The 14,007-nt window shown below is 58.5% G+C and carries 12 protein-coding genes and 2 pseudogenes; 1 reads left to right on the top strand and 13 read right to left on the bottom strand.

Annotated elements, in window-relative coordinates; translation table 11 throughout:
• Positions 1-55 precede the first annotated feature (55 nt).
• Entirely contained in the window at positions 56-1,003 is a 948-nt protein-coding gene (locus tag A8O26_RS03965) for an alpha/beta hydrolase (RefSeq protein WP_064116862.1), read from the top strand.
• Positions 1,004-1,113: 110 nt separating this feature from the next.
• Here A8O26_RS03965 and A8O26_RS03960 read toward each other — a convergent pair whose 3' ends face one another.
• From A8O26_RS03960 to pvdM, 13 genes and pseudogenes are all read right to left on the bottom strand, one after another.
• The gene (locus tag A8O26_RS03960; protein WP_367600700.1) at positions 1,114-1,464 is read right to left on the bottom strand and encodes a bacteriocin immunity protein; all 351 of its coding nucleotides are present in this window, start codon (positions 1,462-1,464) and stop codon (positions 1,114-1,116) included.
• A gap of 95 nt (positions 1,465-1,559) precedes the next feature.
• Complete coding sequence (locus A8O26_RS03955) at positions 1,560-1,817, bottom strand: bacteriocin immunity protein (RefSeq protein WP_064116860.1); 258 nt, start codon at positions 1,815-1,817, stop codon at positions 1,560-1,562.
• 1 nt (position 1,818) lies between these two features.
• A pseudogene (locus A8O26_RS30500) lies at positions 1,819-1,944 on the bottom strand (HNH endonuclease); the annotation flags it as partial.
• A 21-nt stretch (positions 1,945-1,965) separates the two neighbouring features.
• Complete coding sequence (locus tag A8O26_RS03950) at positions 1,966-2,256, bottom strand: bacteriocin immunity protein (protein ID WP_253756673.1); 291 nt, start codon at positions 2,254-2,256, stop codon at positions 1,966-1,968.
• Between the two features lie 158 nt (positions 2,257-2,414).
• Positions 2,415-2,675 carry a bacteriocin immunity protein gene (locus A8O26_RS29290; RefSeq protein WP_081265154.1) on the bottom strand — a complete coding sequence of 87 codons (261 nt, stop codon included), beginning with the start codon at positions 2,673-2,675 and terminating at the stop codon, positions 2,415-2,417.
• A gap of 171 nt (positions 2,676-2,846) precedes the next feature.
• A pseudogene (locus tag A8O26_RS03945) lies at positions 2,847-3,076 on the bottom strand (bacteriocin immunity protein).
• A gap of 186 nt (positions 3,077-3,262) precedes the next feature.
• Positions 3,263-3,523, bottom strand: coding sequence for a bacteriocin immunity protein (locus tag A8O26_RS03940; protein ID WP_064116858.1), 261 nt, complete (start codon positions 3,521-3,523; stop codon positions 3,263-3,265).
• Position 3,524: 1 nt separating this feature from the next.
• On the bottom strand, positions 3,525-5,603 hold the full coding sequence (locus tag A8O26_RS03935) for an S-type pyocin domain-containing protein (RefSeq protein ID WP_064116857.1): 2,079 nt from the start codon (positions 5,601-5,603) through the stop codon (positions 3,525-3,527).
• Between the two features lie 311 nt (positions 5,604-5,914).
• Complete coding sequence (locus A8O26_RS03930; protein WP_081265153.1) at positions 5,915-8,341, bottom strand: TonB-dependent receptor; 2,427 nt, start codon at positions 8,339-8,341, stop codon at positions 5,915-5,917.
• A 154-nt stretch (positions 8,342-8,495) separates the two neighbouring features.
• Positions 8,496-10,145, bottom strand: a complete 1,650-nt coding sequence (locus A8O26_RS03925) for a cyclic peptide export ABC transporter (RefSeq protein WP_064116856.1) — start codon at positions 10,143-10,145, stop codon at positions 8,496-8,498.
• A gap of 119 nt (positions 10,146-10,264) precedes the next feature.
• Positions 10,265-11,158, bottom strand: coding sequence for a dihydropyoverdine dehydrogenase (pvdO, locus tag A8O26_RS03920; RefSeq protein WP_155740638.1), 894 nt, complete (start codon positions 11,156-11,158; stop codon positions 10,265-10,267).
• 30 nt (positions 11,159-11,188) lie between these two features.
• A complete protein-coding gene (pvdN, locus tag A8O26_RS03915) occupies positions 11,189-12,469 on the bottom strand; it encodes a pyoverdine-tailoring periplasmic protein PvdN (protein WP_064116855.1) in 1,281 nt (426 codons plus the stop codon).
• A 28-nt stretch (positions 12,470-12,497) separates the two neighbouring features.
• A complete protein-coding gene (gene pvdM / locus A8O26_RS03910; RefSeq protein WP_064116854.1) occupies positions 12,498-13,847 on the bottom strand; it encodes a pyoverdine-tailoring dipeptidase-like protein PvdM in 1,350 nt (449 codons plus the stop codon).
• Between the last annotated feature and the right edge of the window lie 160 nt (positions 13,848-14,007).

The following is a 14,007-nucleotide window of genomic DNA, read 5'->3' as shown; positions in this document are numbered from 1 at the left end:
TAAACTTTTTGAGAGGGCCGAAGCGCATTGCGCGCAGCGGCCCGGGATGTGATGCATGTCATTGAATTCGGAAGTAGCGGCGTTTCTTGATCTGGTCGAAGACAGCCAGAACGACGCGTTTCACCAAGGGACACCCGAGCAGGCGCGTGAGGCGTTCGAGCAGTCCTCGCAACAGATGCGTTGGGCCGTGCCGGATGTCGACGTGAGCGAGGTGCAACACCGTGCCCGCGACGGCGCTGAACTGACCTTGCGGCTGTACCGTCCGTTGCAAAAGGGCGGTGTCTTGCCAGTGCTGCTGTTTTTGCACGGCGGTGGTTTTGTCGTCGGCAGCCTCGATTCCCACGACGGTATCTGCCGCGAGTTCTGCGCGCGCACGCCGTGTGCAGTGTTGTCGGTGGGCTACCGCCGCGCGCCGGAACACAAGTTCCCGGTGGCGTTGCACGATTGTGCCGATGCACTGGATTGGCTGCGCGAACAGGCTGGTGAATTTGCTCTCGATCTGTCGCGCCTGGTGTTTGGCGGCGACAGCGTCGGCGCCACGCTGGCGACCGTGCTGGCGCTTGAGGCGCGCGTCCCCGGCGCGCTGAAACCCTGCCTGCAATTGCTCTGCTACCCGGTGACCGACGCCTCGCAGCGCCGTGAATCGATGGACTTGCTCGGCGAAGGCTATCTGCTGGAAAGCGATTCCCTGGAATGGTTCTACCAGCACTACGCCCGCAGCATCGAGGACCGCAGCGACTGGCGCTTCTCGCCACTGCTGAGCAACGACCTCGCTGGCGCCGCGCCGGCCTACATCGCCCTGGCAGGCTTCGACCCGCTGCTGGACGAAGGCCGCGCCTACGCCGAACGTTTGGCCAGCACCGGAGGACTGCTTGAATGCCGCGAATTCAGCGGCCACGTGCACGACTTCCTGCGCATGCGCATGGTCACCGAAGAAGTGGAGGCGATCTATCAGGAACTGGTGAGCGTGCTGCGCACCGTGATGTATCCCGAAACGGTCTGATCCGCCCTGGCCTGATGTGTGCGTCACACCTCAGGCCATCAACATCCGCCCCTGTGGGAGCGAGCCTGCTCGCGAAGAGGCCGGTCCTGACAGCTTGTTTCAGGAACTGACTATTGCGGTTTGAAACCTGGTTTACCGTTGGCGGCTCGCCATTCTTTGATGGTGTTTAAAACGCCTTCTGGACTGTCCTCAACGCCCTCCGAGGGATAATACAAAACGTTTGATCCTGCAGGGTGCTCGGCTGCATCGACGATGAGTTCTACAATTTCATCCAGCTCTTTTTCTGATGAATAGTCTCCTGCGAACAGGCGGCTAATCAGGGCTACATATTCTGACTCTGTGTACTCTTCGAACTTGGCCTTCAATACCATCTTCAGTTGCTCCACCGATACCGGAAAATCTTCAACCCGTGGCGAGGGAGCTTGCTCCCGCTGGTCTGCGCAGCAGACCTGAGTCGGCATACGCGGAGTGTCAGGCACACGTTGAACTCTGGTTTTACGACTGCTGCGCAGCCGAGCGGGAGCAAGCTCCCTCGCCACAGGGTTATGTTGGAACTCTATTCTGGTTTGAAATCAGGTTTGCCGTTGGCGGCTCGCCATTCCTTCACTTTGCTAACGATCGCTTCCGGGGTCGCCTCCTCGTCGGAGTCGGCGTAATAAATCATGTCCGAGCCGTGGGGGTGTTCAGTCAGCTCTTCAAATAACAGGACTGCGCGGACCTGTTCTTTTTCCGAGTCAAATTGCGCATTGCAAATTCCGGATACGAACCGCAGAAAATCTGCTTCGGTGTAATCGGAAAGAATTGGTTTGTGCATTTCAATTTTTTCCCTTGTGGATTTCAGAGTGTTGTTTTGGTGTGGTGACTCTTATGTTTTCAATGTCGTAGACCTTGCCGCTTTTGGATATGTATTTCGTGTGGTGTAGTTTGAGATTAATCTGGGTGACAGTTTTTTCAGGGGCTGACTATTCCGGTTTAAAAACTGGTTTATCGTTGGCGGCTCGCCATTCTTTGATGGCTTTTAGTACGCCGGCTGCGCTGTCCTCAACGCCTTCTTCGGGACAGTACAGAATGTCTATTTCATTCGGGTGTTCCGAAGTTTTTACGATGTTTTCTACAATGTCATCGTGTTCTTTCTCTGAACGGTAATTTCCTTGGAATAGCCGGTTTATAAGGCTGAGATATTCTGATTCTGTGTAGTGTTCAAACTTGGCCTTCAATACCATTTTCAAATTATCTCTACCAATACCGGACAATATTGAACCCGTGGCGAGGGAGCTTGCTCCCGCTGGTCTGCGCAGCAGACCTGAGTCGGTATACGCGGAGTGTCAGGCACACGTTGAACTCTGGTTTTACGACTGCTGCGCAGCCGAGCGGGAGAAGCTCCCTCGCCACAGGGTTATGCTGGAATTGACTATTCTGGTTTGAAACCTGGTTTACCGTTGGCGGCTCGCCATTCTTTGATGGCTTTTAAAACGCCTGCGGGACTGTCTTCAACGCCCTCTGCCGGGTAGTACAAAATCCCTGTTCCGTTTGGATGCTCTGAAGTCCGGACGATATTATTTACAATTGCATCGTGCTCCCGCTCTGAGGAATAGTCTCCCTCCACCAAACGATTTATTAAGGCTGCATATTCTGACTCTGTGTATTCCTCAAACTTGGCCTTCAATACCATTTTCAAATTATCTCTCCCAGTGCCGGACAACATTGAACCTGTGGCGGGGGATCAAGTTCCCCCGCCACAGGGTTATGCATCTTCAGGGCTGTACCGGTCTAAGTATCACTCCCAGTGGGATTGAGCCTGCTCACGAAGTGGTCGGCCCTGACAGCTTGTTTCAGGGACTGACTATTCCGGTTTGAAACCTGGTTTTCCGTTGGCGGCTCGCCAATCTTTGATGGCTTTTAACACGCCTACGGGGCTGTCTTCGACTCCCTTGGCCGGATAGTACAAAATATCCGAACCGCCACTATCGCGTCGTGCTCTCTCTCGGAAGAGTAGTCTCCTTCAATCAAGCGGTTTATGAGAGAGATAAACTCTGACTCTGTGTACTCTTCGAACTTGGCCTTCAATACCATCTCAGTTGCTCCACCGATACCGGAAAATCTTCAACCCGTGGCGAGGGAGCTTGCTCCCGCTGGTCTGCGCAGCAGACCTGAGTCGGCACGCGCGGAGTGTCAGGCACACGTTGAACTCTGGTTTTACGACTGCTGCGCAGCCGAGCGGGAGCAAGCTCCCTCGCCACAGGGTTAAGCTGGAACTGACTATTCCGGTTTGAAACCTGGTTTACCGTTGGCAGCTCGCCATTCCTTGACCGCACCAAGCACTCCATTCGGGCTATCCTCAACACCCTCTCTGGGGTCGTAGAGCACACCCGTGCCATCAGGATGTTCAGAGGTCCGAACGATGTTTTCTACGATTTCATCGTGTTCTTTTTCTGATGAATAGGTGCCTGAAAATAATTTTTCGATCAGTTTCAAGTATTCACTTTCCGTGTATTCAAATAAATGATCTTTAAGCTTCATGTCATTGGTCTTCTGTTTTTTTGTGAATTTTGATGTGCGCTCTAGGTGTCATTACTTTAAGGTTGTCCATGTTGTAGACTTCTCCGCCCTCACTGATAGGGTCGTGATGGTGGATCTCAAGTTTCGCTCGCTTTCCAACTTGCTCCTGAGGAACTGCTGTAGGGGCTAATTTTTTTCTCATATCCGTTTGCCTAAGCTTCGTAAATTGCGCACTCAGCATCTCGTCTTGTCCCATTGCCTTCCAAAACGCCCGCCTAAATGCTTTAAAACTGGAAAACTCCCGCCCCCTCAGCTTATCCGCAATCTGCGCGGGTATCGGTGCGCCCTCCGGGGTTGACGCCGCCCCCAGCCAATTACCCGATATCACTTGTCCATTCCCTGTAGCGACTCCCGGATCCTGTCGGCGATCCCTGAACATCGTGAAGGTCGGCGGGATGCCGGACTCGATCGGGAATACGGTGATGAAGCCACCGAAGCCGTACTGATCCAGTTCGGGAAACGGGTCGACTCGCCCGCCTTGCGGGGTGGCCGTTGCACCTTCGTAGATCGGCAGATCGGTGTCGGCGAACGGTAAGTCCGTCGAAGGATTCAGCGGCAGTACCAAAGGCGTCCAGGTCAAGGTGGGACCCTTGGCCTCGGCGTCGCCGGAGACGTACACATTTTTGCCGGCATCAAAGCGGGCCAGTCTTACCGGCACGTTGGCGGGTACCGTGACGCCGTCCGTACCGACGATGACAATCTCTACGCGGTTGCCGATCGTCCTGGAACCCAGCCTTGCCGGCAGGTCGACGTCTTTGCCGTTGGCCGCTTGTTCGTACAGGTCGACAGCGTTCAGATCGGGAGCGAGTTCCGCGAGCGGAACGCTGGCCGAATAAAGATCACCGCTGCCCAGCCTGGAGGGAATCAGCAGTGCTGCGAAGCCGACCAGCACGGGCGCAGCCGCGGCGCTCACGATAGAAACGGCTGTGCGCAAAGCGGTTCTGAGCGCCAGTGAGGTGGCCTGGCTGGTGGCGATGTGGCCGAGGGTGCCGCTGAACGTTGAGTCAAACGCCGCCATTGAGCCAACGTTGGCGAACGTCGGACTTTGCCAGCGCGCGTCGCTCTGGGCTTGCCATTGTTCATGCTGGCGTTTGTTTTGCGCGGCCAGTTTGGCCTCGGCTTGGGCCGCGCGGCGCGCCTGCTGCTGCCTTTTCCTTTTGGCTTTTTTCTGTGCCTGACTCTGTTCCCTCAGGCGCTGTGCTTCCTCGTCTCGCTGAATCCGCGCCTGTTCAGCCTCGGCTTCTGCCTCACGTTTTGCCTGCGCCTGACGCGCGAGAAGGGCTTGCTCGGCGGCGAGGCGATCCCGCTCGGCAGCCGCGCGTTGAGCTTCTTCCTGTTCCCGTTGGCGACGTGCTGCATCTGCCAACGCCTGTTGCCGCTGTTGCTCCGCAGCAATCCTTGCGTGTTCAGCGGCCTGACGTGCCGCTTCGGCGGCAGCGGCTTGCGCCTGTTCGTTGGCCTGCACGGTGGTCAGCCAGTTGTGCACATTGGCTTGTTGTTGATGCAGAACCGTGAGGGTCTGGGCCAGCAGTCTGGCTTCCAGCGCCGCGCGATAGGACTGTTTCCACAGGTTCATTCCCGGGCCGTTGGGGCTCAGGATGCGGTCGACGATCTGTGCGCGGGAAAGGAACTGGAAAACCGTTTTATCGGTAGGATCGCTGCCGTAGAAACCGTGGGACACCTTGATCTCGTGCTGCAGTTGCCGCGTCTTACGCTCGATCACGGTGTTGCGCACACCCAGCTCGCGGATCAGCGATGCAGCCGGTGGTAGCGGGTGGGTAGAAATTTCCTGTCGTGCGGCAGCCAGGTCTGCTTCGATGGTCACCGGAATCTGTGCGGTCTTGCCTTGATATTCCGCTTCCAGCGGGCCGGTAAAATTTTGCAGAACTTGTTGATATCGGCCGGTGTTTCGCGGCGGTCCGAACATTCCGCTGTTGGGAATCGTGGTGCCGGTTGCGGGACTGATTGGAACGTTTTTGGGGGCTGGTGCGGTTGTATGGACAGCCTCGTCCAACTCCCAGGCTTGGGGCTTCTTCGGCATATTCATATCCTTTTGAATGTGCGCGGTTATCGATAAGCAACTGGCAATGTTCCGTTGCTTTCTGCCATTCAAAATTACAATGAAACGGTTGCAGACTTTTCCGAGAAGCCCGTAGCTGATTGCAGGAGATGAGGCAGGCGTTTTCGACGGGGCGTCGGTTTTAGCGCAGGCTTCTTTTGTGTAATCGGACGTTTCCTATGCAACGAAAGGAAATGCCTTTCAAACCGCACGCCGTTTAGTCCGTTAAACCTTCACCCATAAAAAAAGCGCCCCGGTTTGGCCGGGGCGCTTTTTGTGTTGCGGTGGTTAAATCAGAACGTGTACTTGAAGCCGGTCATGATGTTGCGCGGTGCGCCGTACATGCCGTGGTCGCCGGCGTAGCTGAGGTATTCGCGGTCGAATACGTTGTTCAGGTTGACCGATGCGCTGAGGTTTTTGTTGATGTCGTAGCGTGCCAGCAGGTTGGTGACGGCGTAGCTGCCTTGCTGGAAGGTGTGCAGGTCGGCACCGGTCTTGCTCTGCCAGTTCACGCCACCGCCAACGGTGACTTTGTCCAGAATGCCCGGCAGGCGATAGCTGGTGAAGGTCTTGAGGCTGTGACGGGGCAGGGTGGTGACGATGCGCTGGTCATCGGCATCGGTGCTGACCGCGTAGGCGTAACCGGCAGACGCTTGCCAGCCTTCGGCCAGTTCGCCATCGAGGGTGAATTCCGCACCTTTGGTGGTGGTGCCCTGTTCGGATTTGTAGGTGTTGCCGCCTGGGGTGTCGATCCAGATCGCCAGGTTGTCCTGCTCGATCTTGAACAGCGCGAAGCTGGAGTTCAGCTTGCCATCGAAGTGGCTACCCTTGACGCCGACTTCGTAGCCGGTGCCTTCCATCGGGTCCAGCGGCTTGTTGTTGATGTCGCGAACCCACGACGATTGCGGGTTGAAGATCTTGGTGTAGCTGGCATACAGCGACCAGGTGTCGTTGACGTCGTAGACCACACCCGCGTACGGGATGTAGACGCCGGTTTCCGATTCCTTGGTCTTGGTTTCTGCACCGCCGTACGGTTTGTCTTCGATCTCGCGATGCCAGTCGACCACACGGCTGCCGAGCAGGATGCTCAGGTCATCGGTGGCGCGCAGGCGGGTGGCCAGGTAAGCGGCGTATTGCGTTTCATCGACGGTGGATTTGCCGGTGACGTTGAATTCGGGTTTGACCGAGTCGCCGTTCCAGTTCAGCAGGTTGTCGATGGCGCCGGCAGGGGAGCTGGAATAGTCGTATTTCCAGCCGCCGTAGCTCGGCACGTTTTCGTAGTATTGGGACAGGGTCACACCGGCGATCAGCTCATGCTCGCGACCCAGCAGGCCGAACGGGCCGGTCAGGTAGGCGTCGATGTTGTTCTGGCGCGGGGTACCGGAGAAGCGCACCGGCAGTTGGGTGGTGCCGCTGCCGTCAGGGTTCAGGCCGCCGTTGACGTAGTTGAAGACTTCGTCGAATTTGTTCTCGGAGTGAGTCAATTCAACCTTGCCGCTCCAGCCATTACCGAATTGCTGTTCGATCGAGGTGAAGAAGCTGGTTTGTTCGTGGTCGTTGTAAGACCAGGTCTGCGCCGAGTTCAAGGAACGTTTGAGGTTGGTGCGCGAGCCGTCGGTGAAGCGGGTCGGCAGGCCCGAACGCATTGGCGAGTCGACGTCGGTGCGCTGGTAGCTGAAGCCCATCGTCAGCAAGGTGTCTTCGGTCAGGTCGAACTCGGTGATGCCATACATCAGTTGCGAATCTTGCTTGTAGCGGTCGACCCAGGACTGTTCAGTCTTGAAGTCGCCGACCAGACGGCCACGGATGTTGCCGGTTTCGGTCAACGGCCCGGAGACGTCGAAGCCGGTGCCGTAGCGATCCCAGTTGCCGGCTTCGGCGGTGACGCTGGCCTGAGCTTCGGCGGTCGGACGCTTTCGGATCAGGTTGATGGTCGCCGAAGGGCTGCCCAGGCCGCTGATCAGACCGGTGGCACCACGCACCACTTCAACTCGGTCGTACATCGCCATGCTCTGGGTGTAGTTGTCCATGCGCTTGACGGTCGGCACGCCGTCGATTTCGAAGTTCTGGATCTCGAAACCACGGGAGAAGTAACCGTCGGACTCTGCGCCCTGGCCGTCACGCAGGACGATGATGCCCGGTGTGGCGTCGAGGGTGTCGCTGAGGTTGGTCAGGCGCTGGTCGTCGAGGCGCTGACGGGTCATGACGGTCAGCGACTGCGGGGTTTCCTTGGGTGTCAGGTTCAGACGCGTCGAACTACTGGAGGAGTACGTGGTGTACAGCCCGGTGCCTTCAGTGGTCGACCCCGGCGCCTTGCCGGAAATCGATACCGCGCCCAGCTCCAGTGCGTTTTCCGCACTTGCTCCGGCGGCCGGCACCAGCGAAACGGTGTTGCCGGTCAGTTGATAAGTCATGCCGCTCCCCAGCAGCAAGTTGTCCAGCGCCTGTTTCGGCTCCAGGTGACCGGAGACCGCACTCGATTTCAGGCCCGCCAGGGTTTCCGGGCTGTAGAGAATCTGCAGGTTGGCTTGTTGCCCAAGCTGTTGCAGTGCGCTGGACAGCGGTTGCGCAGGGACGTTGACGTCGACCGGCGTCGCTTGTGCCTGGGCGCTGCCCAGCAGCATCAGCGTCAGCAGGGCACCTGACAGCACGGCGCCACGCGGATTGCGGCGGGAAATGGCTACAGCCAGAGGGGTGCGGGACAACTTTAAGGCTTGCATTTGCTCGGGATGCTCCTGAAGTGCGAGTGCAGTTTTATTAGTTAATGATAATTAGACGCAACACTGCGTAAAAACCGGAAAAAATCCCGCCAGCCGCGAAAAACTCTGCTATCGCGTGAAGGCGGGATCGGCCCATCCCTGAGCGGTTGGCGGGTCAGGCCGGGTTGAGCGCGGTTTTGACTTTGCCGGCATCCATGCGCACCAACTGGTCGGCGACATCGAAGTAACGGTCATCGTGGGAGATCACGATGATGGTTTTGCCCAGGCGTTTGAGGTCGGGCAGCAACTCGGTGTAGAAGATCCGGCGGAAGGTCGGGTCCTGATCCGCGGCCCATTCGTCGAACACCAGCACCGGGCGTTCCTCCAGCCAGGCATTGACCAGCGCCAGACGCTTGCGCTGGCCGGTGGACAGGTCGGTGGTGGTGAAGCTGCCGTCCTGCACGCTGACCTTGTGGGCGATTTCCAGGCGTTGCAGGTATTTGTTGGCGTCGTCGGGAATGTGCGTATCGCCTTGCACCACGTCATCGAACAGGTAGTAGTCGGCAAAGACTGTGGTGAACAACTGGCGGTAATCGTCGCGGGTGAGGGCGGTCACGCACTCGCCGTTGAGGCGGATTTCGCCTTGTTGTGGCGGATACAGGCCCAGCAGCAGTTTGATCAGGGTGGTCTTGCCGCAGCCGTTTTCGCCGACGATGAACACGATGTCGCCCTGTTCGATCTTCAGGTTCACCGGCCCCAGCGTGAACGGACTGGCGTCGCCCACGGCCGGGAAGGCGTAGCGCACGTCTTTGAGTTCCAGGCTCTGCACCGGCTCGGCTTTCTTGCCCTGATCGCTGAGCAACAGATGCGGCTCGGGCGAGGAGAACTGCGCCGACAGCTCAGCGATGCGGCGGAAGGCGATCTGTGCGCGGCTGACCACCGGCAAGGTGCCGACCAGATGTTCCAGCGGACCTTTCATGTACAGCAGCACCAGGACGAAACCGCTCATCACGGTTTTGTCAGCGCTGGGCCAGAACGATTGCAGGGCCAGTGCCAGACCGATGACCACAAAGAACAGCATCGAGCCGAAACTCTTGGCAATCACGAAGGTGTTGATCGATTTGATCTGGGTCTTGCAGATGAAATCGGCAGTGCCCTTGATGCCGCTGTTGAACATGCGTTGGCGACGCGGGCGGTGAATGCGCAGTTCCTTGGCACCTTCGGCAATCGCGTTGTAGTGCTTTTGCAGCTCGTCTTCAGCGTCACGGGCGGCGAAGAAACCTTTGATCCCGCGCCCTTGGGCGAAGTACTGAATGCCCGTGCCGATCAGGATCGCCACCACCATGATCAGGAACATTGGCCACGACAGCATCGCCAGATAACCCATGCAACCGAGGGTTACGGTCAGCGAGATGGCCAATGGCGCGAAGGCGAAGGCGAAGTCGCTGATGGTATCGACATCGTGGGTCAGCACCGGAATCAGGCGATGGCTGCGATAGCGTTCGATCTGTTCGATCGGTGCCGACAGGACTTTCTCGCCCAGTTGTTTGCGCAGGGTGGCGATGATGTGCTGGCCGACATAATTGGTGCCGATGTCCGAGCAGATCGAGCTGAGCAGCGCCAGCACACACAGGCCACCGAACAGCGCGACCACGCCTTGGGTCAGACCGGATTCGGAGTGCAGCGCGTTGTTGATGGTGGCCAGCAGGACCGTGACACTCAGGCCACCGACCATACCCAGAATGACCGACAGTGCGACGACGAGCCGAAAAGGTTTGAGTAGGGTGAACAATTCATGAATTGCACCGCGCGTAGGCTGGGTCATGACAGGACAGTTCCTTGGGTCGTAAAGGCAGATACCCTGTAGAACGTCTGATCCGCTGCTTAATTTAGACGGTCGCCGACTGGCGGCGACCGGGGGGAGAGGAGAAGCGTTACTGCCGATTACAACTCACGCACGACACGGAAACCGATCCAGTCGCCGCGGGTCTTCGGATCAATGTCGTTGCGGTTGCCCGAACGGGAGAAGACCGGCGCTTCACCCCAGTCATTGCCGCGAATGCGCAGGGTCTCGCAGTTGGGTTCCAGCCACGCGCTGCCGTCGGTTGGCGCACCTTTGTAGTCCGGGTGATAGCAGTCTTCGACCCACTCATAGACATTGCCGTGCATGTCGTACAGGCCAAAGGCGTTGGGCGGATAGCTGCCTGCCGGCGAGCTGAAACTGTAACCGTCCGCCGGGCCGTAGGTGTTGGCGTGCTTGGCGATGCTGTAACCCTTGCCCTCGTCGAACGGGAAGGGGAACGGTCCTTTGGAACCTGCACGGGCACCGTATTCACGCTGGGCTTCGCTGAGCATGCTGTAGGTCTGGCCGGTTTTTTTCGACAACCAGGCGACGTAGTTCTTGATGTCCTGGAAGTCCATGCACACCGCCGGCTGGCGCGGGGTTTGCGGGTAGCGCGGTTTGCTCGCGACGCATTCGCGACCGGGGCGCGTGTCACCGTCGGCGATCACCGCACCGCTCTCGCGAATGTAGCTGTCCCACTCACCTGCGGTGACTTGAAAGCGGCTCATGGCGAAGGGTTTGGCGAAGGTCACTGCATGCATCGGGCCTTCGTCGGGTTCGCGCCCGACTTCATCGTCCGGTGTGCCCATGGTAAACGTGCCGGCCGGCAGGACGACCATCTCCGGGCAGTCTTTGCAGTCCTTGAATACTTTGCCCGCGGCGGGCGCTGTCGCGGCCTGTGCGGCGCTCGGCAGCAGACCGGTCATGAGGGCGGCGAGGGCCAGTGCCTTGAGCGCCTTGGCGCCGAGGGCAGGGGTCAACAGATCACGTTTCATGAGTCATCTCGTTTAAAGGAAAGCGGGGCGTCACAGCTGTTTGTTGAGCACGGCCATGAAACGCTCGATGTCGTTTTCGCTGTTCAGCAGGCCGGGTGCGATGCGGATCACCGGGCCGACGTCGCGCTCCACCGCGTCGCATACCACGCGGTTTTGCATGAGTTGAGCGGCGACCTGATCGCAATCGCGATCCTTGATCCGGAAGAAGGTGAAACCGGCAGACAGATCGCTGCTGCGCGGTGTCACCAGTTCAATCGAACGGTGTTCCAGCAAGCGGTTTTTGGCGTAGGTATTGAGTTCGTGAATACGCGTTTGCACCTCGCGCTTGCCCAGCGTCAGATGCAGCTTGAACGCTTCGTCCAGTGCCCAGCGGTGTTCGAAACTGTGATACCCGCCGGGGGTCATGATGGTCGAGAACGTGGTGGCTTCGGAGAAGGTCGGGATGGTCGGGGTGACGTCCTTCAGTTCGCTGGAACGTGCGCAGATGATCCCGGTGCCGCGCGGGCCGAACATCCACTTGTGGGTACCGGCGATAAAGAAATCGCAATGCATGTCGGGGAAGTCGAGGTCATCGACACCAAAGCCGTGCACGCCATCGACGACATAGAGGATGCGATCCTTTTCCTCGCGCTGGCGATTGTGCTGGTCCACCAGTTTGCCGATCTCGCCGATCGGCAGCTTCACGCCGCTGCCCGATTGCACCCAGGTCATGCCCAATACGCGGGTTTCGGGGCGAATGCCTTTGTCGATACGGGTCAGTATTTCGTCGACGGATACCTTTGCGCTGCTGTCGAACAGCTTCAGTTTGCGTACCTTGACGCCATCTTTCTGCTGGCGGTAAGCCAAGGTGTAGTTGGTCGCGTAGTGCTCGTGTTCGGTGGTGAGGATTTCCTGATCGGCGCGCACATGAATGCCGCCATAGATCAGCGCCAGACCTTCGGTGGTGCTGCCGGTGAGGGCGATCTGCTCAGGCTTGGCCTTGAGGTAGCGACCGGCCCATTCGCGCACGGCTTGCTCGCGCTTTTCGGTTTCACCCAGATCCCAATCCATCGCGCGACCGGGATTGCGGTCGAGGGTCACGCGGTAACGCTCGATGGCTTCGCGCACCGGGCGCGGATGGGAGGTCACGAGGAAGTTGGCGAAATGCAGGTAATCCGGATCCTGATCGAACAACTGGCGCAGTTGCGCCCATTTGTTGCCGCCGATCGGTTGTGGATTGGCGGCACGGGCCGGCAGGTTGACGGCAGCGCCCAGGGGCAGGCCGGCGGCAAGAATGCCGGCTTGTTTGAGAAAAGAACGACGGTTGGTCATGAGGTCTGATCGCTTGTTCGAAGAGGTGTCAGCGGTTGACGACAGGCTTGGAGGATTTTTGCACCTGTTCCCAGACTCGCAAGAAGTTGCCGCCCCACAATTTGGCGATGTCGGCCTCGCTGTAGCCACGCGAGATCAACTCGGCGGTCACGTTGCGTGCTTCGCTGACGTCCTTCCAGCCATCCAGACCGCCGCCATCGTTGAAGTCGGAACTGATGCCGACATGGTCGATGCCGATTTTCTTCACGGCGTAATCGATTGCGTCACCGAGGTCCTTGAGGTTGGCCTTGGGTTCTTCGTCGACGATTGCGTAGAGCTGGCCGGCGTACTCGCCAAAGCGTTGTTCCGGCCAAACGGTGATGATCGGGTCACCAGGCATCAGCGCCATCTCCAGGCCCTGCAGTGGCTGCAGATCAAACCTGGCACGCAAGGCATTGAGCTTGTCCTGCGTTGTCTGGCTCAGGGGGCGCAAGTAGGTCGGGAAACCGACGATTTGCACAACGCCGCCACTGTTCTTGATCAGTTGCATTTCCTGGTCGCTGATATTGCGCGGGATATCCACCAGTGCCCGTGGCGCCGAGTGGGAGGCCACGATCGGTGCGCGACTCAGTTGCGCGACCTGTTCCAGTGCCTTGGTCGACATCTGCGAGACATCGATGATCACGCCCAGATCGTTGAGGCGATGCACAGCTTGTTTGCCAATGTCCGACAGGCCGCCGAGCGCATCGCGGGTGTCATTGAAAAACGGCAGTGGTCGTGAAGAGTCGGCCCAGTCGTTGTTGCCCACGTAACTGAAACCGAACATGCGCATGCCACGTGCGGCCCACTTGTCCAGGGCGTTGAGATCGTTGCCCAGTGGATAGGCGTTGAGCATGCTCATGAAAATCGCAAACTTGCCTTCGCCATGCAGACGGCGGAAATCGTCCGGGGTGTAGGCGATGGCGACCTGATTGGGGAAGTCGCGCACCAGGGTGCTGATGATCTTGTAACGGGTTTCCTGTTCGAGGCGTGCTTCTTCGACAAACCCGGCGGTCGGACGGTGGGGGGCGTTGGCGCCGTTCCAGATTTCCGGCCAGCCGAAGATCGTCAGGGCGGCACCGGACAGGCGCCCGCGGGCGGTTTTCACCAGATCGAACTGGCCGCTGCCATCCTTGTCGGCTTCGTTGCCGGCGGTGCCGAAATCGAGCGGCACGGTGATGTGGCTATCGAAAGAAATGATGCGGTCCTGCAACTCATCGGCTTGCTGCATGACTTTGACCGGGTAGCCGGGATTGTCCTTGAACCAGTGTTCCCAAACCGCAAAACCTGCGGCGGCACTGATCGCCAGAGCCAGCGGCAGGCCGATGTAAAGAGCCTTTTTCGAACGTGGTTTTGTCATTGCCATCTCAGTCAGGTTCGCCGTCGAGGTGCAGGCGCAAGGGCCTTCGCTATCTGGGTGGAACGACTGGGCTGCCGGGTAATTTAGGTCTGGCTGAAAAGAACGCGCGCGATGCAGGAACTGTCGAAGGCTGCGATCTTTTCAGGACGGCATAAATTTA

The sequence above is a fragment of the Pseudomonas fluorescens genome (assembly GCF_001648775.1).
Classification (GTDB): Bacteria; Pseudomonadota; Gammaproteobacteria; order Pseudomonadales; family Pseudomonadaceae; genus Aquipseudomonas; species Aquipseudomonas fluorescens_M.
The sequence above is the reverse complement of the archived record's forward strand: the minus strand, read 5'-3'. Positions and strand labels throughout refer to the sequence as shown.